The organism is Actinoplanes sp. NPDC020271, from assembly GCF_044388125.1.
Lineage (GTDB): Bacteria > Actinomycetota > Actinomycetes > Mycobacteriales > Micromonosporaceae > Actinoplanes.
The window spans coordinates 308,574-329,966 of record NZ_JBIRWQ010000001.1; the positions used below are offsets into that span (position 1 = coordinate 308,574).

19 protein-coding genes and 1 tRNA gene are annotated in these 21,393 nt (G+C 69.0%); 6 read left to right on the forward strand and 14 right to left on the reverse strand.

What is annotated here, in order from left to right:
• Positions 1-185: 185 nt before the first annotated feature.
• Positions 186-1,370 carry a dephospho-CoA kinase gene (gene coaE / locus ACH442_RS01345; protein WP_396120559.1) on the reverse strand — a complete coding sequence of 395 codons (1,185 nt, stop codon included), beginning with the start codon at positions 1,368-1,370 and terminating at the stop codon, positions 186-188.
• A gap of 148 nt (positions 1,371-1,518) precedes the next feature.
• The gene (rpsA, locus tag ACH442_RS01350; RefSeq protein WP_189335795.1) at positions 1,519-3,021 is read right to left on the reverse strand and encodes a 30S ribosomal protein S1; all 1,503 of its coding nucleotides are present in this window, start codon (positions 3,019-3,021) and stop codon (positions 1,519-1,521) included.
• A 305-nt stretch (positions 3,022-3,326) separates the two neighbouring features.
• Between rpsA and ACH442_RS01355 the strand changes: the two genes are divergently transcribed.
• The 3 genes from ACH442_RS01355 to ACH442_RS01365 all read left to right on the forward strand — a co-directional run bounded on the left by ACH442_RS01355 (position 3,327) and on the right by ACH442_RS01365 (position 4,837).
• On the forward strand, positions 3,327-4,142 hold the full coding sequence (locus tag ACH442_RS01355; RefSeq protein ID WP_396121013.1) for a class I SAM-dependent methyltransferase: 816 nt from the start codon (positions 3,327-3,329) through the stop codon (positions 4,140-4,142).
• A 166-nt stretch (positions 4,143-4,308) separates the two neighbouring features.
• On the forward strand, positions 4,309-4,521 hold the full coding sequence (locus ACH442_RS01360; RefSeq protein ID WP_396120560.1) for a DUF2945 domain-containing protein: 213 nt from the start codon (positions 4,309-4,311) through the stop codon (positions 4,519-4,521).
• Positions 4,514-4,837: a DUF3140 domain-containing protein gene (locus ACH442_RS01365; protein WP_396120561.1), complete on the forward strand. Its 324-nt coding sequence runs from the start codon at positions 4,514-4,516 to the stop codon at positions 4,835-4,837. Before ACH442_RS01360 ends, ACH442_RS01365 begins: the two co-directional genes overlap by 8 nt.
• On the opposite strand, the gene ACH442_RS01370 is transcribed toward ACH442_RS01365, so the two are convergent.
• From ACH442_RS01370 to ACH442_RS01390, 5 genes are all read right to left on the reverse strand, one after another.
• Entirely contained in the window at positions 4,834-5,229 is a 396-nt protein-coding gene (locus ACH442_RS01370; protein WP_396120562.1) for an ArsR/SmtB family transcription factor, read from the reverse strand. The genes ACH442_RS01365 and ACH442_RS01370 overlap by 4 nt on opposite strands.
• Before the next feature lie 90 nt (positions 5,230-5,319).
• Entirely contained in the window at positions 5,320-8,022 is a 2,703-nt protein-coding gene (gene polA, locus ACH442_RS01375; RefSeq protein WP_396120563.1) for a DNA polymerase I, read from the reverse strand.
• A gap of 54 nt (positions 8,023-8,076) precedes the next feature.
• Positions 8,077-8,838 (reverse strand): amino acid ABC transporter ATP-binding protein, encoded by a 762-nt coding sequence (locus ACH442_RS01380; RefSeq protein ID WP_396120564.1) that lies wholly within the window; start codon positions 8,836-8,838, stop codon positions 8,077-8,079.
• On the reverse strand, positions 8,835-9,824 hold the full coding sequence (locus ACH442_RS01385) for an amino acid ABC transporter permease (protein WP_396120565.1): 990 nt from the start codon (positions 9,822-9,824) through the stop codon (positions 8,835-8,837). Before ACH442_RS01385 ends, ACH442_RS01380 begins: the two co-directional genes overlap by 4 nt.
• Positions 9,821-10,723, reverse strand: coding sequence for an ABC transporter substrate-binding protein (locus ACH442_RS01390; RefSeq protein ID WP_396120566.1), 903 nt, complete (start codon positions 10,721-10,723; stop codon positions 9,821-9,823). Before ACH442_RS01390 ends, ACH442_RS01385 begins: the two co-directional genes overlap by 4 nt.
• A 234-nt stretch (positions 10,724-10,957) precedes the next feature.
• Here ACH442_RS01390 and ACH442_RS01395 point away from each other — a divergent pair, with 234 nt between their 5' ends.
• A complete protein-coding gene (locus ACH442_RS01395; RefSeq protein WP_396120567.1) occupies positions 10,958-12,226 on the forward strand; it encodes an ABC transporter substrate-binding protein in 1,269 nt (422 codons plus the stop codon).
• A 460-nt stretch (positions 12,227-12,686) separates the two neighbouring features.
• On the opposite strand, the gene ACH442_RS01400 is transcribed toward ACH442_RS01395, so the two are convergent.
• The 5 genes from ACH442_RS01400 to ACH442_RS01420 form a co-directional block, all read right to left on the reverse strand.
• Complete coding sequence (locus ACH442_RS01400) at positions 12,687-13,466, reverse strand: ABC transporter ATP-binding protein (RefSeq protein WP_396120568.1); 780 nt, start codon at positions 13,464-13,466, stop codon at positions 12,687-12,689.
• On the reverse strand, positions 13,459-14,403 hold the full coding sequence (locus tag ACH442_RS01405; protein ID WP_396120569.1) for an ABC transporter ATP-binding protein: 945 nt from the start codon (positions 14,401-14,403) through the stop codon (positions 13,459-13,461). The genes ACH442_RS01400 and ACH442_RS01405 overlap by 8 nt, the downstream gene beginning before the upstream one ends.
• Entirely contained in the window at positions 14,393-15,382 is a 990-nt protein-coding gene (locus tag ACH442_RS01410) for a branched-chain amino acid ABC transporter permease (RefSeq protein ID WP_396120570.1), read from the reverse strand. Before ACH442_RS01410 ends, ACH442_RS01405 begins: the two co-directional genes overlap by 11 nt.
• A gap of 10 nt (positions 15,383-15,392) precedes the next feature.
• Positions 15,393-16,679, reverse strand: coding sequence for a branched-chain amino acid ABC transporter permease (locus ACH442_RS01415; protein WP_396120571.1), 1,287 nt, complete (start codon positions 16,677-16,679; stop codon positions 15,393-15,395).
• Between the two features lie 153 nt (positions 16,680-16,832).
• Complete coding sequence (locus ACH442_RS01420) at positions 16,833-17,447, reverse strand: ANTAR domain-containing response regulator (RefSeq protein ID WP_203738802.1); 615 nt, start codon at positions 17,445-17,447, stop codon at positions 16,833-16,835.
• 129 nt (positions 17,448-17,576) lie between these two features.
• Here ACH442_RS01420 and ACH442_RS01425 point away from each other — a divergent pair.
• Positions 17,577-17,653: transfer RNA gene (locus ACH442_RS01425), tRNA-Leu, on the forward strand.
• A 365-nt stretch (positions 17,654-18,018) separates the two neighbouring features.
• The gene (locus ACH442_RS01430; RefSeq protein WP_396120572.1) at positions 18,019-18,918 is read left to right on the forward strand and encodes a hypothetical protein; all 900 of its coding nucleotides are present in this window, start codon (positions 18,019-18,021) and stop codon (positions 18,916-18,918) included.
• Positions 18,919-19,050: 132 nt separating this feature from the next.
• Here ACH442_RS01430 and ACH442_RS01435 read toward each other — a convergent pair whose 3' ends face one another.
• The gene (locus ACH442_RS01435; RefSeq protein ID WP_396120573.1) at positions 19,051-19,929 is read right to left on the reverse strand and encodes an acyl-CoA thioesterase; all 879 of its coding nucleotides are present in this window, start codon (positions 19,927-19,929) and stop codon (positions 19,051-19,053) included.
• A complete protein-coding gene (gene pyk / locus ACH442_RS01440; RefSeq protein ID WP_396120574.1) occupies positions 19,926-21,365 on the reverse strand; it encodes a pyruvate kinase in 1,440 nt (479 codons plus the stop codon). The genes ACH442_RS01435 and pyk overlap by 4 nt, the downstream gene beginning before the upstream one ends.
• Between the last annotated feature and the right edge of the window lie 28 nt (positions 21,366-21,393).

Here is a 21,393-nt window from a genome sequence, read left to right on the forward strand (position 1 = left end):
TGACCGCGCCGCCTACCCTGGCGGGGTAGGCCGCTCGCGGCGGCCGGCGTGCGCGGTCCGGGCCACCCAACGGTCCAGCCGCGCCGCATCGCGGTCGATGCGCCCCGGCTTCCGGCGAGCGCACCCGCTGGCCGCCGCGAGCGCCTTTGACCCTGAGCGCCGGCCGGAGAGCCGCCGCCCCGTGGTCAGGACTCCGGTGGCTGCCAGCCGGTGGCGAGGGCCCAGTCGTCGGCCGCCCGTGCCTCCTCGTCGAACCACGGCTCCTTGGCCGCGGCATACTCCGCCCGGCCCGCGAAGCGCAACGCCAGTTCCGCCTTCGCCGCCGCATACGCGTCCCGCGCCGCCGGCACCGCCCGCAAGTGGTCCCGCATGAGCAGGGCGAACCGCCACCCCGGGGACCCGGCGACCCGGACGTGCAGGATCACCGGCCGTTCCGGGTCGGCCGAGCCGTGCAGCCGTTTCGGCCAGGTCACCCCGGACAGGCCGCGCGCGTTGTCCGCCCACTCCCCCGCCCGCGCCGGGAAACCGGCGGCCGCGAGGCGCTCGGCGAGGGCGTCGGCCGCGGCCAGCGTCCGTACCGTCAGCATGAGGTCGATGATGTCCTTGGCGGGCAGGCCAGGGACGGCTGTCGATCCGATGTGATGCACCACGACCGGCCCGAGGTGGTGACGGATCCGGCCGATCAGGCGCTCGGCGGCCCGCGGCCACTCCGGGTCGGGCGGGACGATGCGCAGCTCCGGGTCCTTGCGGGCGGCGGTGCGCAGGCGCACGTTGCGCTCGAAGTCGATCAGTCGGTCCCGCCACAGCGCGTCGACGCGGGCGTGCAGCGCGGCGAGGTCGTCCTCATTGGGCAGGATCACGTCGGCGGCGGCCCGGCGGGTGGCGTCGTCGGCCTGCGCGCTGATCCGGGCCGCGGCCTCGGCCGGCGACATGCCACGGTCACGGACGAGACGTTGCGTCCGCACCTCACTGTCCGCCGTGACGACGATCACCAGGTGGTACGTCGGAGTCAGCCCCGTCTCCACCAGCAGCGGCACGTCGTTGACGACGATCGCATCCGGCGGCGCGGCCTTGACCAGCTCGGCGGTGCGTGCCCGGACCCGCGGGTGGATGATCCGCTCCAGCGTGCGGCGGGCCGCCTCGTCGCCGAAGACCTTCGCTCCCAGCGCCGGCCGGTCCAGCGCGCCTTCCGGGGTGAGCACCTCCGGCCCGAACGCGGCCACGATCTCGGCGAGCCCGTCGGTGCCCGGCTCGACGACCTCACGGGCCAGCCGGTCCGCGTCGATGATCACCGCACCGCGCTCGGCCAGTCGTGCCGAGACGGCGCTCTTGCCCGCGCCGATGCCACCCGTGAGACCGACCATCAGCATGCGATCAGTATCCCGGCCCAGCCCCCGGACTGCGTGCCCCGCACGGGTCACGACTTGGCGAACCCCCGGGCGGAAAAGCGGAAAGACCGCCCCGGCCGGAGCCGGGACGGTCTTTCTCAGGAACTGCTCACCGGAGCAACCGGACGGGTCAGCTCTTGCCGCCGGCCAGCTTCTCGCGCAGGGCGGCGAGAGCCTCGTCGGTGGCCAGGGTGCCCGCGGGCTCCTCGGCGGAGCGCGCCGGGGCCGACGAGCTCGAGGTGGTCGACGACGAGGTGGTCACGCCACCGGCCGGAGCCGGGTTGAGCGCAGCCTCGGCGTCGGCGTCGCGGGACGCCTGCACCTGCTTGGTGTGGGCCTCCCAGCGCTCGCGGGCGTCGGCGTACTGCTTCTCCCACGTCTCGCGCTGCTTCTCGAAGCCCTCGAGCCACTCGCCCGTCTCCGGGTCGAAGCCCTCCGGGTAGATGTAGTTGCCCTCGGCGTCGTACGTCGCGGCCATGCCGTAGAGGGTCGGGTCGAAGTGCTCCTCGCCCTCGACGAAGCCCTCGTTGGCCTGCTTGAGCGACAGCGAGATCCGGCGGCGCTCCAGGTCGATGTCGATGACCTTGACGAGGACGTCGGAACCGACCTGGACGACCTGCTCGGGCAGCTCGACGTGACGCTCGGCCAGCTCGGAGATGTGCACCAGGCCCTCGATGCCGTCGTCCACGCGGACGAACGCACCGAACGGAACCAGCTTGGTGACCTTGCCCGGCACGATCTGGTTGATCGCGTGGGTCCGGGCGAACTGACGCCACGGGTCTTCCTGGGTCGCCTTCAGCGACAGCGAGACGCGCTCGCGGTCCAGGTCGACGTCCAGCACCTCAACCTCGACCTCCTGGCCGACCTCGACGACCTCGGAGGGGTGGTCGATGTGCTTCCAGGAGAGCTCGGAGACGTGCACCAGGCCGTCCACACCGCCCAGGTCGACGAACGCGCCGAAGTTGACGATGGAGGACACGACGCCCTTGCGGACCTGGCCCTTCTGCAGCTTGTTGAGGAACTCGGTGCGAACCTCGGACTGCGTCTGCTCGAGCCAGGCGCGGCGGGACAGGACCACGTTGTTGCGGTTCTTGTCCAGCTCGATGATCTTCGCCTCGAGCTCACGGCCGACGTACGGCTGGAGGTCGCGGACGCGCCGCATCTCGACCAGGGAGGCCGGCAGGAAGCCACGGAGGCCGATGTCCAGGATGAGACCACCCTTGACGACCTCGATGACCGAGCCGCGGACGACACCGTCCTCTTCCTTGATCTTCTCGATGGTGCCCCAAGCCCGCTCGTACTGAGCGCGCTTCTTCGAGAGGATCAGACGGCCTTCCTTGTCCTCCTTGGTGAGGACGAGGGCTTCGATGTGGTCACCGACCGACACCACTTCCGCGGGGTCCACGTCGTGCTTGATCGACAACTCGCGCGAGGGGATGACGCCCTCGGTCTTGTAGCCGATGTCGAGCAGGACCTCGTCCCGATCGACCTTGACGACGGTGCCTTCGACAATGTCGCCGTCGTTGAAGTACTTGATGGTCTCGTCGATGGCTGCGAGGAAAGCTTCCTCAGAGCCGAGGTCGTCGACGGTGACACGGTTGGCGCTCGAGGTGGCCTCGATGCTGCTCGTCATGTGGACAGTTGCTCCGAACGGATGGATTCGTGGTGTCTCCCGCGCTCGGCGGAACTGCCGCCGGAAGCGGCACGAACGAGACGAGAGACTCAACCCATGGAGCAGTTGATCATTGCCAGTCGATCATGCCGGGACCGGCGACCACGGAACCTGCTCCCTGCCGAGGTACACGTTCCGCGAGCGCATCGACTAGCTTACCGTGCGCATTACCACAGGTTGCAAGCCCTCCTGAGGACCGCGGCACATTGTTCGGGCAGAACCCGTCAGCATGCCCGTTATGAGCCGAATCAGGACGGTCGCCGCGCCTGCCGTACCGTGGTCGGGTGACTGAGATTCCCCCGCCCGGCCGAGATTTCGAGGATGAGGCACGCCACGCCAACCGGTCCTGGTGGGATGCGGATGCCGACGACTATCAGGACGAGCACGGGGCCTTCCTCGGCGACGTGGACTTCGTCTGGTGCCCGGAGCGGGTGCGAGAGGCCGACGCGGGACTGCTCGGCGACGTACGCGGGAGAAAGATCCTGGAACTCGGCGCCGGAGCCGCGGCCGGAGCCCGGTGGTTGCGCGTGCAGGGCGCGAAGCCGATCGCCATGGACCTCTCCGCAGGGATGCTGAAGCACGCGGCCGACGCGGCGGCCCGCAGCCGGGTGAGCGTCCCGCTGGTCCAGGCGGACGCGCTGGCGCTGCCCTTCCGGGCGGCGTCGTTCGACATCGTGTGCACCGCGTTCGGCGCGATCCCGTTCGTGGCCGACTCGGCGGCGGCGATGCGCGAGGTGGCCCGGGTGCTGCGCCCCGGCGGCAGCTGGGTGTTCTCGGTCACGCACCCGATGCGGTGGATCTTCTGGGACGAGCCCGGTGAGGACGGGCTCGTCGCGCGGAACTCGTATTTCAACCGCTCGCCCTACGTGGAGCGCGACGACCAGGGGCAGATGACCTACCTGGAGCAGCACCGGACACTCGGCGACCGGATCCGCGAGCTGGTCGCGGCCGGTTTCGTGCTGCGGGACCTGGTCGAGCCGGAATGGCCGGAGGGCCACGAGGAGATCTGGGGGCAGTGGAGCCCGCTGCGCGGCCGCCTCTTCCCCGGCACCGCGATCTTCGTCTGCGACCTGCCCGCCTGACCCGGATCTCCCCGGCGCACGGAAAGCGACCTGCCCGCCCGACCCGCGTCTCGCCCGCGCACGGAAAGCAGCCCGCCCGGCCGACCCGGGTCTCGCCCGCGCACGGAAAGCAGCCCGCCCGACTGGCCTGCGGTTTCCCTCGCCAACCGGCGGGTAAGTGCCGGATATGACCGAGAAGGACCTGAAAAAGGGCGACGACGTCACCTGGCGGAGCCACGGCGAGACCGTCCACGGCACCGTCGAGCAGAAGATCACCAAGCGCACCGAGGCGGCCGGCCGGACCGTGGCCGCGTCGAAGGACGACCCGCAGTACCGGGTGCGCAGTGACAAGAGCGGCCGCGACGCCGTCCACAAGGCGGGGGCGTTGAAGCGTGACTGACGTGTACGCCGACTTCCGCGAGGCGGTCAACATGAGCCCGGCCGACCTGCGCACGTGGCTCGGCAGTGACGAGTCGCGGGAGGTCGGGCAGAAGGCGTCGACCGGCGCCGAGTCGGTCGGCCACGACTCCGGCCGGAAGATCATCCGGCTGCTGGAGAAGAAGAGGTCCTCGCTCACCGAGGCGGACGAGGATCACATGCGCAAGGTCGTCGGCTACGTGCACCGCCACCTCGCCCAGCGCCCGGAAGGCGACGTCACCGACACGAAGTGGCGCTGGTCCCTGATGAACTGGGGTCACGACCCGCTGAAGGACTAAGCCGTGTGCAGCAGACCGGCGAGCAGGATCAGGGTCGCGGGGACCGCGCGGTAGTAGACCCAGGTGCCGCGACGATCGCTGTCGACCAGGCCGGCCTCGCGCAGGATCCGCAGATGGTGCGAGATCGTCGGCCCGGTCAGGTGGAACGCGCTGCTCAGGTCACAGACGCAGATCTCGCCGCCGGGCGCCGAGGCGATCATCGAGAGCAGCCGGAGCCGGACCGGATCGCCGAGCGCCTTGAACATCGTGGCGAACGTCGTCGCGTTGGCGGCCCCGAGTGGTGCGACGCCGAGCCCGAACTCGGCCTCCGGCACCGTGACCAGCCGGACTTCCTCGGGATGATCCACCGGCGGGATCACGGTCGGTTCCATCGGCATCGATCGGCTCGACATCGGTCCAGCCTCCCAGATCCGGGCAAACCGCGTTGTCCCCGGGGTGCCCGAAAGAGCGTCGGGCACCCCGGGGAGGTCGGCGATCACCCGTCAGTGGTCGGCGCCGTTCCAGTCCCGCCCGGTGCCGACGGAGACCTCCAGCGGGACGGCCAGCGCCATGGCGCCGCCCATCTCCCGGCGGACGAGCTCCTCCAGCGTTTCCCGCTCCCCCGGCGCGACCTCGAACACCAGCTCGTCGTGGACCTGCAGGAGCATGCGGGAGCCGAGCCCCGACTCGCGTAGCGCCCGGTCCACGTTCAGCATCGCGATCTTGATGATGTCCGCGGCGGAGCCCTGGATCGGCGCGTTCAGGGCCATCCGCTGGGCCATGTCGCGCCGCTGCCGGTTGTCGCTGCTGAGGTCGGGCAGGTAACGGCGGCGGCCGAGGATGGTGGCGGTGTACCCGTCCTTGCCGGCCTGGGCGACGACGGACTGCAGGTAGTCGCGGACGCCGCCGAACCGCTGGAAGTACTCCTCCATCAGGGCCTTGGCCTCGTCGTTGCCGATGGTGAGCTGGTTCGACAGGCCGTAACTGCTCAACCCGTACGCCAGGCCGTAGTTCATGGCTTTGATCTTGCGCCGCTGGTCGGGCGTGACGTCGCCGAGCTCCACGTGGAAGACCGAGGAGGCGGTGGCCGCGTGGAAGTCGGCGCCCGAGTTGAACGCCGCGATCAGCGCCTCGTCCTCCGACAGGTGCGCCATGATCCGCATCTCGATCTGGCTGTAGTCGGCGGTCATCAGCTGCTCGAACCCGCTGCCGACGATGAACGCGCGACGGATCCGCCGGCCCTCCTCGGTACGGATCGGAATGTTCTGCAGGTTCGGGTCGGTCGACGAGAGCCGGCCGGTGGCGGCGACCGTCTGGTTGAACGTGGTGTGGATGCGGCCGTCGTCGGAGACCGACTTGAGCAGGCCGTCCACCGTCGACTTGAGCTTGGCCATGTCCCGGTAGCGCAGGAGGTGGGCGAGCAGCGGGTCCTCGGTCTTGGCGAACAGGTCCTGCAGCGCGTCCGCGTCCGTCGTGTAGCCGGACTTGATCTTCTTGGTCTTCGGCAGGTTCCGCTCGACGAAGAGGATCTCCTGCAGCTGCTTGGGTGAGCCGAGGTTGAACTCGCGGCCGTGCACCTCGTACGCCGCCTGCTGGGCCGCTTTCACCTCGGCGGCGAACCGGGACTCCAGCTCCGACAGGTAGTCGGTGTCGGCGGCGATGCCCTCGCTCTCCATCTCGGCGAGCACCACCGAGAGCGGCTGCTCCACCTCGGCCAGCAGGCGCTGCGACTCACCGCCGTCACGGGACAGCTCGGCGGTGAGCACGTCGGCCAGGTCGAGGGTGGCCCGGGCGCGCAGCATCACGCCTTCCTCGGCCGCGGTGTCCTCCGGCTCGTCGCCGAACGAGAGCGCCAGCTGGCCGTTGTCGGCGACCGGGGCGTCGACCTTCAGCTCGCGCTTGAGGTAGCGCAGGGCGAGGTCGGTCAGGTCGTACGCCCTCTGGTCGGGCTTGGCCAGGTAGGCCGCCATGGCGGTGTCGACGGTGACGCCGGCCAGCTGCCAGCCGTGCGCGCGGAAGGCCAGCAACGCCGGCTTCGCGTCGTGGATCACCTTGGGCCGGGCCGGGTCGGCGAGCCACGCGGCGACCGCACCCTCGTCGCTCTCGTCCAGCGCGGCCGGGTCGAACCAGGCCGCCGGGCCGCTGCCGGTGGCCACCGCGATGCCGGTGACCTGGCCCGTGCCGCGGCCGAAGCTGCCGGTGACGGCCACGCCGACCGGGGCCGCGGCGGCGTGCTCGGTGAGCCAGCCGGCGACCTGACCGGCCCGCAGCACCTGCCCGGCCAGGTCGAAGCCGGCCTCGGCCTCGGGCTCGACCGCGTCCAGGTACGAGTAGAGCCGGTCCCGCAGCACCCGGAACTCCAGCGCGTCGAAGATCTGGTGCACCGCCTCGCGGTCCCACCCGTGCCAGCGCACGTCCTCCGGGCGCAGCGGCAGCTCCAGGTCGCACACCAGGCGGTTGAGGTCGTAGTTGCGCATCACCTCGGCCAGGTTGGCGCGCAGGCTCTCGCCGGCCTTGCCCTTGATCTTGTCGGCGTTGGCGATCACGCCGTCCAGCCCGCCGTACTCGTTGATCCACTTGGCCGCGGTCTTGTCACCGACGCCGGGCACGCCGATCAGGTTGTCGCTGCTCTCGCCGACCAGGGCGGCCTTGTCCCGATAGCGCGCCGGGGGGACGAAATACTTCTCCTCGATCGCGGCGGGGGTCATCCGGCGGACGTCGGAGACACCGCGCCCCGGGTAGAGGATGGTGACGTGGTCGGTGGCGAGCTGGAACGCGTCCCGGTCACCGGAGGAGATCAGCACCTCCATGCCGGCCTCGCGGGCCTGCGTGGCGAGGGTGGCGATGACGTCGTCGGCCTCGTAGTTCTCCTTCTCCACCACCGGGATGCGGAGCGCCTCCAGGACCTCCTTGATCAGGCTGACCTGGCCCTGGAAGGGTGCGGGGGTCTCGGCGCGACCGGCTTTGTACTCCGCGTACTTCTCGGTGCGGAACGACTTCCGGGAGAGGTCGAAGGCGACGACGATGTGCGTCGGCTTCTCGTCGCGCAGCATGTTGATGAACATCGACGTGAAACCGAACACCGCGTTGGTCGCCTGCCCGGTCACGGTGGAGAAGTTCTCCACGGGCAGCGCGTGATAGGCCCGGTAGGCCAGCGAATGGCCGTCGAGCAGCAGCAGGCGGGGGGTCGTCACGTCGTCGCTCACGTCCAGGAACTCTAGACCGCGGGTACGACACGAATACGGACCGCCCCGCCCGCTTCACAGCACTTTGCTCAGGAATGCCTTGGTACGTTCTTGCTGCGGATTCGTGATGACCTCGGCCGGTGGCCCCTTCTCCACGACGACCCCGCCGTCCATGAAGACCACCTCGTCGGCCACCTCGCGGGCGAAGCCGATCTCGTGGGTCACCACGATCATCGTCATCCCGTCCCGGGCCAGGCCCTTCATCACCTCGAGGACCTCGCCGACCAGCTCGGGGTCGAGGGCGCTGGTCGGCTCGTCGAAGAGCATCACCTTGGGGCGCATGGCCAGGGCCCGCGCGATCGCCACCCGCTGCTGCTGACCGCCGGAGAGCTGACCGGGATAGTTCCCCACCTTCTCGCCGAGGCCGACCCGTTCCAGGAGGGCGAGGGCACGATCGCGTACCTCCGCCTTGTTCTCCTTCTTGACCCGGGCCGGCGCCTCCATGACGTTGTCGAGGACCGTCATGTGCGGGAAGAGGTTGAACCGCTGGAACACCATGCCGATCGCCTGCCGCTGCTTGGCGACGTCGCGCTCGCTGAGCTCGTGCAGCTTGCCGCCGCGCTCGCGGTAACCGACCAGCTCACCGTCGACCAGGATCCGGCCGGCGTTGAGTTTCTCCAGGTGGTTGATGCAGCGCAGGAGCGTCGACTTGCCCGAGCCGGACGGGCCGAGCACGCAGCTCACCCCGCCCTGCGGCACGGTCAGGTCGACGCCCTTGAGCACTTCGAGCGAGCCGAAGGACTTGTGGACGTTCTCCGCCTTCACCATCTCGGTCATGTGGTGATCCGCCCGCCCTGTTCGACCTGGATGTCGCGGAGCCGCTGACGGGCCTTGCCGGCCACGCCGTACCCCTTGCTGAAGTGCCGCTCGACGAAGAACTGGACGATCATCAGGACGCTGCAGATGATCAGATACCAGATCAGGGCGGCGACGAGGCAGGGCAGCACCACGAAGGTCCGGGCCTCGACCTGTTGCAGCTGGAAGAAGAGCTCGCCGGTGACCGGCACGTACGCCACCAGCGAGGTGTCCTTGACCATCGCGATGACCTCGTTGCCGGTCGGCGGCACGATCACCCGCATCGCCTGCGGCAGCACGATCCGGCGCAGCACCTGGCCGCGGGACATGCCCAGGGCCACGGCGGCCTCACCCTGCCCGCTGTCGATCGACTGGATGCCGGCCCGGACGATCTCGGCCATGTACGCCGCCTCGGAGAGCCCGAGCGCGATCATGCCGGCCACGAACCCGGCGAGCAGGTCGGTCGACTTGATGCTGAAGATCTGGCCGTCGAAGTTGTCGATCCCGAACAGCCGGCCGATCTGTTCGTCGAACGGCAGCCCGAAGCCGATCCGGGTCCACAGGATGTTCAGGTTGCCGAAGATCACCGCGAGCACGAGCCGCGGCACCGCCCGGAAGAACCAGGTGTAGACCCAGGCGACCGAGGAGAGCACCTTGTTCGGCGACAGCCGCATGATCGCGACGACGATGCCCAGCCCGACGCCGATCAGCATCGAGAAGACCGTCAGCAGGATCGTCCCGCGCAGGCCCTCGAGGACCGGCTCGGTGAACATCACGCCGCGCTTGCCCGGCGCGTACGACGAGAAGATGAACGACCAGCGGAAGCCGGCGTTCGTGAAGATCAGGTGCAGGAACATCGCGACGAGCACCGCGAGGACGGCGATCGCCACCCACCTGCCGGGGTGCCGGACGGGCACGGCCTTGATGGCCTCGGGCCGGGCCCGTCCGGTCTCGATCGGCTGTGTCATGCCGCGGGGTTGACCTCGGGCGTGGTGATCGCGCCGGCGGTGACACCCCACTTGTCGAGGATCGTCTTGTACGTGCCGTCGGCGATCAGGGCCTTGACCGCGTCGGCGATCACGGTGGCGAACTCGGTCTGGTTCTTGCCGACGGCGTACCCGTACGGCGCCGAGTCGTAGATGTCGCCGAGCAGGGCGAGCTGGCCGCTGGTCTGCTTCACCGCGTACGCCGCGATCGGGGAGTCGGCCAGCATCGCGTCGTCCTTACCGGTCACGACGGCGTTGGTCGCGTCCGACTGGGCCTGGTACTGGTCGACGGTGATCGCCGCCTTGCCGGCGTCGGTGCACTTACCCGACCGGACCTTGATGTCGTCGGCCTGCACGGTCGCGGTCTGCACGGCGACCTTCTTGCCGCAGGCGTCGTCCGGGCTCAGGGCCGAGCCGGCCTTCGCGGCCCACTGGGTGCCGGCCGAGAAGTAGGAGATCATGTTGACCTCCTTCTCCCGGTCCGCGTTGATCGTGAACGAGGAGACGCCGACCGTGTACTTCCCGCTGCCGACGCCCGGGATGATGCTGTCGAACTTGGCGGTCTGCCACTCGGTCTTCAGACCCAGTTTCTGGCCGACCGCGTTGAACAGGTCCACGTCGAAGCCGACGATGCTCTTGCCGTCGGTGTCGATGAACTCGTTCGGCGCGTAGGTCGAGTCGGTGCCGATGACCAGCTTGCCGGCCGACTTGATGTCGGCCGGGACCTTGTCGGCGAGGTTGGTGTCCGCGGCGGCGGTCGGCACCGTCGCGGAGCCGGTCGACGTGTCGTCGGACTCCGAACCGCATGCGGTCGCGGACAGCGTGAGAGCTGCCGCGGCGGCCAGACCGAGGATCGCCCGGCCGGGGTGGCTGCGGATCATGATGACTCCTAGATGAGGTTCAGGGGTGTTACGGCTGGACAGAACGTGCCGTGCTCATCTTGCCCCCGACCCATCTGTCTGACTGATGGGTAAGGTTACGACTACGCAACTGTCCTGTTGCAGCGACGGTTTGCACCTAGTGCAGCGGACTCCGGCTCATTAAGTTGCCTCCCATCAGCAACATGGCAGTGGGGCGTCACCCCGCCACCACCGCAGCTGGACAAAGGAGAATTGATGATCCGCCGCAACTTCGCATGGCGCAGCGTCGCCGTGCTTGGTGCCGCTTCCCTTGCCCTGGGCGCGTGCTCTAACGACAGCAAGGAGCCAGCTGCCGGTTCCTCTTCCGCCGCCACCACCTCGGCCGGTGGCGACGGTGTGCTGAAGATCGGCACCCTGCTGCCGCAGACCGGTTCGCTCGCGTTCCTCGGCCCGCCGGAGATCGCCGGCGTCAAGCTCGCCGTCAAGGACATCAACGCGGCCGGCGGCGTCCTGGGCAAGGACGTCGTGGAGAGCGACACCGACTCCGGTGACACCTCCACCGACATCGCCAGCCAGTCGGTCAACAAGCTGCTCGCCGAGAAGGCCGACGTCATCATCGGCGCCGCCTCGTCCTCGGTCTCCCTCTCCGTGATCGACAAGATCACCGGTGCGGGCGTCGTCCAGATCTCGCCGGCGAACACGTCGGACCAGTTCACGACGTACAACGACAAGGGCCTCTACTTCCGGACCGCGCCGCCGGACCAGCTGCAGGGCCGCGTCCTCGGTGACCTGATCGTCGCCGACGGCAACGCCAAGGTCGGCCTGCTGGTCATGCAGGACGCGTACGGTACCGGGCTGGCCAAGTCGGCCCGCGCCGCGATCGAGTCCGGTGGCGGCCAGGTCGCCGCCGAGGAGGTCTACGACCCGAAGGCGGCCGACTTCTCCGCCGAGGTCGGCAAGATCAAGGCTGCGAACCCGGACGCGATCGTCATGATCGGCTTCGACGAGACCAAGAAGATCGTCCCCAAGCTGGTCGAGGCCGGCCTGACCTCGAAGACCAAGAAGTGGTACTTCGTCGACGGCAACCTGTCGAACTACGGCAAGGAGTTCCCGAACGGGACCTTCGAGGGCGCGAAGGGCACCACGCCGGGCGCCAAGGCGAGCGACGACTTCAAGAAGCAGCTGCTGGGCGTCGACCCGTCGCTGAAGGACTACACCTACGGCGCCGAGTCCTACGACGCGACGATCCTGACGGCGCTCGCCGCCACCGCCGCGAAGAGCGACGCCCCCGCTGACTACTCGAAGAAGCTCGCCGAGGTCAGCAAGGGTGGCGAGAAGTGCACCACCTTCAAGGACTGCAAGGCCCTGCTCGACGCCGGCAAGGACATCGACTACGACGGCAACAGCGGCCCGATCGAGTTCAACGACGCCGGTGACCCGGCCGAGGCCACCATCGGCATCTACCAGTACGGTCCCGACAACACCTACAAGAACGTCGCCTACCAGACCGGCAAGATCAGCTGACCTGGTGACACCAGACGAGGGCCCGGCCGCCTAGGCCGGGCCCTCGCCCTTTTCCCCGAAGATCGAACCCATGCTCCGGTACGGCCTGAGAACCCCGCAGAAGCACGGTCCCGTCCGGAGCCTGGGGCCGCGACGTGAGCGGCGGTCCGGGCCGACCAGCGACCGTCCGGGCGGACCTGGTGGCCCGCGACGTGATCCCGGGTCCGGCCGGCACCGCGACTCATGTTCCCGGCTGGTTGCCACCGTGGTTGTGCGTGCCTCATGACCACGGTGACAACCAGCCGGGACCGGGGGCGCGCCGCGGGCCGGACCACGGATCAGCTCGCGGCCCCGAGCCCGGGACTGCGACCGTGCGGTCGACGGGCTTCTCCGGACGTACGGGAAAAGGGCCGGCAGTTGCGCGAAGCGCGGAAATGCAGTGGCCCCGGACCACGCGGGTCCGGGGCCACAGGGAAAGCGGTCAGGCGCGGGCGAGCGTGCCCAAGTAGAGCTCGATCACCTTCGGGTCGTGCATGAGGTCGCGGCCGGAGGCCGTGTAGGCGTTGCGGCCCTGGTCGAGGACGTAGCCGCGGTCGCAGATCTGCAGGCAGCGGCGGGCGTTCTGCTCGACCATGATCACCGTGACGCCGGTCTCGTTGATCTGCTTGGTGCGGAAGAAGACCTCGTCCTGCATGGCCGGCGAGAGGCCCGCCGACGGCTCGTCGAGCAGCAGCACGCTGGGCTCCATCATCAGGGCCCGGCCCATCGCCACCATCTGCCGCTCACCGCCGGAGAGCGAGCCCGCGCGCTGCTTGCGGCGCTGACCCAGGGCGGGGAAGAGCCCGGCGACGAAGTCGAAGCGCTCCTTGAAGCGCTTCGGGGCCAGGAAGACGCCCATCTCGAGGTTCTCTTCGATGGTCAGGTTGCCGAAGACGTTGTTGGTCTGCGGGACGAAACCGATCCCCTTGGCGACCAGCTTGTTCGCCTTCAGGTTGGTGATCTTGTCGCCGCGCAGGGTGACGTCGCCGGACCGGATGCTGACCAGGCCGAACAGGGCCTTGAGCAGGGTCGACTTGCCGGCGCCGTTGGGGCCGATGATGCCGACCAGCTCGCCCTGCTGGGCGTAGAGGTCACAACCGTTGAGAATGTTGACGCCGGGCAGGTAACCGGCGGTCACGTCGTCGACCCGGACCAGGGCGCCCTCGGCGGCCGCCAGGTGCTCGGAGCGGTCGTCGACCTTGTTGGTGGACTCGTCACTCATCGGCGGTCGCCGCCTTCCCGTCAGCGGGGACCTCGTCGGAGGTCTCGGAGACCTCTTCGGCGACGGCCTCCGGGTCGTGCTGGGTGCCGTCGTGGTGGGCGCCCAGGTACGCGTCGATCACCCGCGGGTCGGCCATCACGGTGTCCGGCGTGCCCTCGGCGATGACCTGGCCCTGGCCCATCACGATCACCCAGTCGCTGATGTCGCGGACCATGTCCATGTCGTGCTCGACGAACAGGACGGTCATCCCGTCCTCGCGCAGGCTCTTGACGTGCCCGAGCAGGGACTGGGTCAGCGCCGGGTTCACGCCGGCCATCGGCTCGTCCAGCATGACCATGTCGGGCTGGACCATCAGCGCCCGGGCCATCTCCAGGAGCTTGCGCTGGCCGCCGGAGAGGCTGCCGGCGAAGTCCTCGCGCTTGGCGTCGAGCTTGAACCGGGCGAGCAGTTCGTCGGCCCGCTCGGTGATCTCCTTCTCCTGACCGGCCCAGATCCCGGGGATCAGGGACTGCCAGAACTTCTCGCCCTTCTGACCGGTGCCGCCGAGCCGCATGTTGTCGATCACCGAGAGCCGGGACAGCGCCTTGGTGAGCTGGAACGTGCGGACCATGCCCTGGCGGGCGACCTTGTGGGCGGCCACGCCGGCGAGCGGCTTGCCGTTGAACTCCCACTTGCCCTCGTCGGGCCGGTCGAAGCCGGTGAGCAGATTGAAGAAGGTGGTCTTGCCGGCGCCGTTCGGGCCGATCAGCGCGGTGATCGCGCCCCGCTGGATCTCGACGTGGTTCACGTTGACCGCGGTGAGACCGCCGAAGCGGCGCACGACCGAGTCGGCGACCAGGATCGGGTCCTTCTTCTTGGCGCCCGGCTCGTGCGGGACGTCCTTGAGCGCTTCGGCCGCCCGGGCGACGCCGGGCAGCACGGTGGTGTCATCGGCCATCGAGCATGACCTCCTTCTTGTCACCGAAGATGCCCTGCGGACGGAAGATCAGCAAGAGCACCAGGCCGAGGCCGACCAGGATGTAGCCGACCGCACCGGCCTGGATCGGGTCCATGAACCAGGTGGGGATGTACCCCTCGCGGATCGCGGACGGCAGCAGCGCGTTGATGAAGGCCAGCAGCACCCAGAAGATCATCGAGCCGACGACCGGGCCGAACACGCGGGCGGCGCCACCCAGGATGACGATCGTGTACATGTAGAACGTGAACTCGGTGCCGTAGGTGTCCGGCTGCACGGCCGCCCGGCTCAGGGCGAAGACGAAGCCGCCCAGCGAGCCCAGCACGCCGCCGAGGATCAGCGACTGCATCTTGTAGGACACGACGTTCTTACCGAGGCTGCGAACGGCGTCCTCGTCCTCACGGATGGCCTTGATGACCCGGCCCCACGGGCTGCGCATCGCCAGGAAGACGATCAGCAGCGAGATCGCGATGAGGATCCAGCCGACCGTCATCACCCACAGCTCGCGGCTGTCGAAGCTGACGACACCGATCTCGAGACCCTTGCTGTACGGGTTCATCGCGTAGAAGTCGTCGGAGAACCGCTGGAGACCGTCCGAGCCACCGGTCCACTCGCTCAGCGTGACCGAGCGGAACAGCAGGCGGACGATCTCGGCCGCCGCAATGGTGACGATGGCCAGGTAGTCGGCGCGCAGCCGCAGCGTCGGGATGCCCAGCAGCAGCGCCAGGACGACCGCGCCGGCCAGGCCGATCAGGATGCCGAGCCAGAACGGCAGGTCGAAGGTGGAAACGGTCATGGCCAGGCCGTAGGCGGCCACGCCGAGGAACGCCGACTGCCCGAAGTTCAGCAGGCCGGTGTAACCGAAATGTACGTTCAGGCCGATCGCGGCCAGCGCGTACGCGATCATGGTGGCGTTGAGCAGCGACTCCAGCGAAACGCCGAAGATTACGTCCCAGTTCATCTGTCCCCCCTCAGCCGATCCGCTCGCGGCGGCCCAGGATGCCCTGTGGCCGGAACAGGATGATCACGATCAGCACCACCAGGGCGCCGACATTCTTGAGCTCGGTCGGGATCCACAGCGTGGAGAGCTGGGTGGCCAGACCGACCACGAGGCTGCCGACCAGGGCGCCGAACGCCGTGCCGAGGCCGCCCAGGGTGACCGCGGCGAACACCAGCAGCAGGACCTGGAAGCCCATCTGATAGTTCACGCCCTGGAACAGGGCCAGCATGACACCGCTGAGCGCGGCCAGCGCACCACCGATCGTCCAGACCAGGCGGATGATCGCGTCGACGCTGATGCCGGAGGCCGCGGCGAGCGCCGGGTTGGTCGACACCGCGCGGGTGGCCTTGCCCAGGCGGGTCTTGGTCAGCGCCAGCGACACCGCGACCAGGACGACGATCGCCACGACGTCCATGACCAGATTCTTCGGGGCGACCGCGATCGGGCCGAGGTCCATGCCGGGCTGCGCCACGTACTCCGCGTACTGCCGGGTGTCACCACCGAAGATGTACAGGTAGACGTAACGGAGCACCAGCGCGACACCGATCGAGATGATCATCATTCCGATCAGGCCGGTGCGGCGGTTGCGCAGCCAGCCCCAGAACACCCGGTCCTGGAACCAGCCGAAGGCGCCACCGAGCACCACCGCCAGGACCGCCGAGATGACCAGCGGCACGTGCCACCACACGTTGAACACGAAGCAGCCGAGCGCACCGAAGGTGATCAGCTCGCCGTGCGCGAAGTTGGTGAGGCCCATGGTCCCGAAGATCAGCGACAGGCCGAGCGCCGCGAGCGCGATGATCAACCCGAAGTGAATGCCGGTGTAGACGAGGTCGGCCACCCGGTCGAACTGCGACGGGCCCTCACTCTCGGCCGAGCTGCCGCCCGGCGCGGCTGCGGCACCCAGCGGGAACAGCACGTTCCGCGCGGCGCCCTCGAAGACGGTCAAGGTCAGGCTCGGGCGACCGTTCGTGACGGTCACTCCCGGCGGGAGCGTCGTGGTGTCCAGGTCGACCTTGTAGGTACCAGGGCCCTTGACCGCGACGGACCACTTGCCGTCCGCGGCCGAAGTCGCCTTACCGGCCGAAGTGCCGCTCTCGTCGGAAACGTTGATGACGACGCCGGCCACTGGTTGGCCCCCGTTGTTCAACGTGCCTTGCAAAGACTCACCGGCGGCCAGTGCGCTCGTGGCGCCCAGCCCCAGGGACGTCAAGACAAATCCGAGAACGGCCGTGAAGATGATCACGGCTCTACGCAACGATGCTCCTCGTGTTTAGCAGCAGAAATCCCCGCCAGCGATGTCGCGAAGACTGGCGGGGATCATAGCTTCAGAGACGAGTCACACAGACGGCCGTAACAAAGCCGTTACTGAGCCTCAACTTACGGTCAAGGGCCAATATCTGAACGGTGGCTACTCAGCGGCCGGAGTCTCACCCTCGGATTCCTTGAGGATCCGGTCCGCCACCTCGCGCATCGTCATCCGGTGATCCATCGCGGTGCGCTGGATCCACTTGAACGCCTGCGGCTCGGTCATCGCATACTTCGTCATCAGCTCGCCCTTGGCGCGCTCGACCGACTTGCGGGTCTCCAGACGGTCGGTCAGCCCGGCCACCTCGGACTCCAGCGCGGCGATCTCCGAGTAGCGCGACAGCGCGATCTCGATCGCCGGCACCAGATCCGACTTCTGGAACGGCTTCACCAGGTAGGCCATCGCGCCCGCGGCCCGGGCACGCTCGACCAGATCCCGCTGGCTGAACGCGGTGAGGATGACGACCGGGGCGATGCGCCCACCGGCGATCCGCTCGGCCGCGGCCAGCCCGTCCATGATCGGCATCTTGATGTCCAGGATCACCAGGTCCGGCTTCAGCTCCTCGGCCAGCCGGACGGCGGTCTCGCCGTCACCGGCCTCACCGACGACGTCGTAGCCCTCCTCGACGAGCATCTCGGCGAGATCCAGCCGGATCAGGGCCTCGTCCTCGGCGATGAGCACCCGCCTGCGCTCGGCACCAGCCTGCGTGTCGGCCACGGAACCTCTTCTCCCCACCTCTTCGTCGCGACACCCCGGTATCTGGGTGTCACCCTCCTCAGCGTAGTAGGTAGGCTGTCTCTCGCTGAGGTTGGCATCACCGCTTCCAACGGTGCGGCCATCCGTCCTGTCCTCGTAGACCAACCGGCAGAGTCGATGGACTCAAAATCCATTCAGTGTGGGTTCGAATCCCACCGAGGACACCACAAGTATCACCCCGCGGGCACTTCTGGCGAGTGTGCCATTCACCGTTGACCATGTGGTGACACGGCACACACGCGCCGGAAACATTCACCCACGTCAGCGGTGATCTCTGCGGTGCCGCCGCACCACGCGGGGCGGCGCCTCCGGTGGTGCGGAGAAAAAGCATCAGGACATTTTGCGGTACGACCATTACGGCGTACTGAAAAAGGGTCTCATAATCACTGAGCTAGCGCGGCATGCCCTTCTGGCCCTTGCTTCACTGCGGTGCAGTCGGTCATGCCGGGAGAAGCGGGCAATCTCGGCGTTCACCCGGTCGCCCCCTCCCCCGGGTGCTGTCATGTCATGGACAGCATCAGCGGGAGGCCTCATGTTGTGGTCCGGTTCGTCACCACTGACCGCCACGCGCGGGGGCATGTGGGGATTCCTGATGTTCGCCGCCGCCGCATGGCTGGCCATCGGCTGGAGCGTGCTGCGTCTGGAGCCGGCCGGGATCGCCGCCGTCGCCGGGCCGATCGTGCTGTTCGGCGCGGTCTGCGAGGGCCTGCGCGCGCTCGCCGGGACGAGGACCTGGTGGCTGAACACCACTCTGGCCGCACTCTTCGCCGCGACCGGGTCGGCCATGCTGCTCAGCGACGACGCCGGATGGACCACCACCGCGTCGCTGATCGGGTGGTACCTGCTGGTGCGCGGCGCCGTGGATGTCGCTGTCGGCATGATGACACGCGGCGCGGACCGGGTGTGGAGCCTGATCGTCACGGTCGGGGTGGTGGAGACCGCACTCGGCTTCACCGCCGCCGGCCCGCTCGCCCGCAGCGCCGAGGCGGTCGTGATGATCCTGGGCGGGCTGGGCGTGCTGCGCGCGGTCGCGGACCTGGTCACCGCCCTGCGGCTGCGGGAGATCGCGACCAAGGGCCACGACGTGCTGGAACTGCCGCCGGAACGGGCCACCGGACTGGCCGGCTACACCGCGGGGCACGCCGACTTCGAGACCCGCAAGCCGGCCCGGCACCGGGCGCGGGACGTGAGCGCGTCGACCCCGGCCGGTGGGCCGGCGCCGGTGGGCGAGTCGTTCCACGACCGGGTGGTGCGGACCACCGCGGATCTGGACGCGATGCTGGCCCAGGCCGGGATCACCGGGCCCCGGCCGGGCGCCGCACCCGCACCGCACGCCGACGAGCTGCCACCGGTGCCGGACAGCCCGGAAGGCATCGAGGGAACCCCGGCCGGAAACGCCGCCAAGCCGGATCGACCGGCGGGCGGTCACTAGAAAGTCCTGTCCCCGGCTCCGCCGGTGATGGATCCGACACACGGCCAGTCGCCGGGCCGGGATCCACCACCGGCGGAGCCTCAGGACTTCCCGACACTCCAGGCGCCTCGGAGAGGCATCCGTCAGGCTTTCTCAGGCGCCGACGCGGCGCAACAGGCCCTCCTGGACGGCGCTGGCGATGTGCCGGCCGTCCCGGGTGAACATCCGCCCGCTGGCCAGGCCACGGGCGCGGCCCGCGGACGGGCTGGCACTGTCGTAGAGGAACCACTCGTCGGCCCGGAAATCCCGGTGGAACCAGAGCGCGTGGTCCAGGCTGGCGCCGACGACACCGCCCGGGCCCCACACCTCACCGTGGTAGGACAGCACCGCGTCCAGCAGCGACAGGTCCGAGGCGTAGGTCAGCGCGCACGCGTGGATCAGCGGATCGTCGGGCAGCTTGCCGTCGATGCGCATCCACACCCGCTGCTGCGGCTCGGCGTCCCGGTCACCGGGCGGCACCCAGCCGGGCTGCCCCAGGTACCGCACGTCGACCGCCTGCGGACTGGCGTTGAAGACGCTGCGACGGCTCGGGTACTTCGCGACCCAGTCCCGCATGGTGGGGACGTCCTCCGGGGCGGGCACGCCCTCGGGCGCCGGCTCGTGGTGATCCAGACCCTCCTCGAGGACCTGGAACGACGCCGACATGAAGAAGATCGTCTTGCCGTGCTGTTTCGCGGTGGAACGGCGTACCGAGAAAGATCTTCCGTCCCTGATGGTCTCCACGTGGAACGTGATCGGCTCGGTCGGATCGCCTGGGCGGACGAAATAGCCGTGCAGCGAATGAACCGTGCGGGCCGGATCGACGGTCCGGCCCGCGGCGACCAGCGCCTGCCCGGCGACCTGGCCGCCGAACACGCGCTGGGCACCGGTCTGCGGGCTGTCACCGGTGAAGGTGGCCGCGTCGACCTGCCGGAGATCCAGGATCTCCAGCAGCTGGTCGACGGCGGCCTGGCCCTGCAGGGGCTGCGTCATACGTCGGCGGGGTCCACGAGCGCGCCGAGCTGGTGGACGCGCAGCGTGTTGGTGGAGCCCGGCGCGTTCGGCGGGGAGCCGGCCACGACGACCACGTAGTCGCCGGGCTTGGCCAGGCCGAGACCCAGCACGTTCGCGTCGACCTGACGGAACATGTCGTCGGTGTGCTCGACGAAGTCGGTCAGGAACGTCTCCACACCCCAGCTCAGCGCCAGCGTGTTGCGCACCTCGGCGACCGGGGTGAACGCGTAGAGCGGCAGGTCGACGTGCAGGCGCGCGAGGCGGCGCACGGTGTCACCGGTCTGCGAGAACGCGACCAGCGCCTTGGCCCCGATGTTGCGGGCGATCTGCGCGGCGGCGATGGTCAGCGCGCCACCGTGGGTCTTCGGGTCGTGCTGCAGCTGCGGGACGCCCAGCTGGCCGCCCTCGGTCGTGGCGACGATCTTGGCCATCGTGCTGACCGTGAGGACCGGGTACTTACCGACGCTGGTCTCACCCGAGAGCATGACCGCGTCGGCGCCGTCGAGCACCGCGTTCGCCACGTCGGAGGCCTCGGCCCGGGTCGGGCGCGAGTTCTCGATCATGGAGTCGAGCATCTGGGTGGCGACGATGACCGGCTTCGCGTTCTCCCGGCAGAGCTGCACGGCGCGCTTCTGCACCAGCGGGACCTGGTCCAGCGGGAGCTCGACGCCCAGGTCACCACGGGCGACCATGACCCCGTCGAAGGCCAGCACGATCGCCTCGAGGTGATCGACCGCCTCCGGCTTCTCCACCTTGGCGATCACCGGGACGCGGCGGCCCTCCTCGTCCATCACCTTGTGGACGAGCTTGATGTCCTCCGGCGAGCGGACGAACGAGAGCGCGACCAGGTCGACGCCCAGCCTGAGGGCGAAGCGCAGGTCCTCCTCGTCCTTGTCGCTCATCGCCGGGACGCTGACCGCGACGTTCGGCAGCGAGACACCCTTGTTGTTGCTGACCGGGCCACCCTCGGTGACCAGGCACTGGATGTCCTTGCCGTCGGCGACCCCGATCACCTCGACCGCGACCTTGCCGTCGTCGATCAGGAGCCGGTCACCGCCCTTGACCTCGAGCGGCAGCGGCGTGTAGGTGCAGGAGACCCGTTCCTTGGTGCCGAGGATGTCGTCGCTGGTGATGACCACGCGGTCACCGGTCTCCCAGCGGTGCGGCCCGTCGGCGAACTTGCCGAGCCGGATCTTCGGACCCTGGAGGTCGGCCAGGATGGCGACCGGACGGTCGGCCTGCTCCGCGGCGGAGCGGACCAGCTCGTACATCTCCCGGTGGTTCTCCCGGGTGTCGTGGCTGAAGTTCATCCGGGCCACGTTCATGCCCGCTTCCACCAGGCCGAGCATGCGCTCCGGCGACTTGGTGGCGGGGCCCATCGTGCAGACGATCTTTACGCGGCGTGTCACGGCCATCAGGCTAGTCCTTCTCCTGGGGCGGCTC

What these genes read in the sequence shown, in the direction of transcription:
- coaE (WP_396120559.1), bottom strand. Translation starts at nt 1,370, where the DNA reads ATGCTGATGGTCGGTCTCACGGGTGGCATCGGCGCGGGCAAGAGCGCC.
- rpsA (WP_189335795.1), bottom strand. Translation starts at nt 3,021, where the DNA reads ATGACGAGCAGCATCGAGGCCACCTCGAGCGCCAACCGTGTCACCGTC.
- ACH442_RS01360 (WP_396120560.1), top strand. Translation starts at nt 4,309, where the DNA reads ATGACCGAGAAGGACCTGAAAAAGGGCGACGACGTCACCTGGCGGAGC.
- ACH442_RS01370 (WP_396120562.1), bottom strand. Translation starts at nt 5,229, where the DNA reads ATGTCGAGCCGATCGATGCCGATGGAACCGACCGTGATCCCGCCGGTG.
- ACH442_RS01380 (WP_396120564.1), bottom strand. Translation starts at nt 8,838, where the DNA reads ATGACCGAGATGGTGAAGGCGGAGAACGTCCACAAGTCCTTCGGCTCG.
- ACH442_RS01385 (WP_396120565.1), bottom strand. Translation starts at nt 9,824, where the DNA reads ATGACACAGCCGATCGAGACCGGACGGGCCCGGCCCGAGGCCATCAAG.
- ACH442_RS01390 (WP_396120566.1), bottom strand. Translation starts at nt 10,723, where the DNA reads ATGATCCGCAGCCACCCCGGCCGGGCGATCCTCGGTCTGGCCGCCGCG.
- ACH442_RS01395 (WP_396120567.1), top strand. Translation starts at nt 10,958, where the DNA reads ATGATCCGCCGCAACTTCGCATGGCGCAGCGTCGCCGTGCTTGGTGCC.
- ACH442_RS01400 (WP_396120568.1), bottom strand. Translation starts at nt 13,466, where the DNA reads ATGAGTGACGAGTCCACCAACAAGGTCGACGACCGCTCCGAGCACCTG.
- ACH442_RS01405 (WP_396120569.1), bottom strand. Translation starts at nt 14,403, where the DNA reads ATGGCCGATGACACCACCGTGCTGCCCGGCGTCGCCCGGGCGGCCGAA.
- ACH442_RS01410 (WP_396120570.1), bottom strand. Translation starts at nt 15,382, where the DNA reads ATGAACTGGGACGTAATCTTCGGCGTTTCGCTGGAGTCGCTGCTCAAC.
- ACH442_RS01430 (WP_396120572.1), top strand. Translation starts at nt 18,019, where the DNA reads ATGTTGTGGTCCGGTTCGTCACCACTGACCGCCACGCGCGGGGGCATG.
- ACH442_RS01435 (WP_396120573.1), bottom strand. Translation starts at nt 19,929, where the DNA reads ATGACGCAGCCCCTGCAGGGCCAGGCCGCCGTCGACCAGCTGCTGGAG.
- pyk (WP_396120574.1), bottom strand. Translation starts at nt 21,365, where the DNA reads ATGGCCGTGACACGCCGCGTAAAGATCGTCTGCACGATGGGCCCCGCC.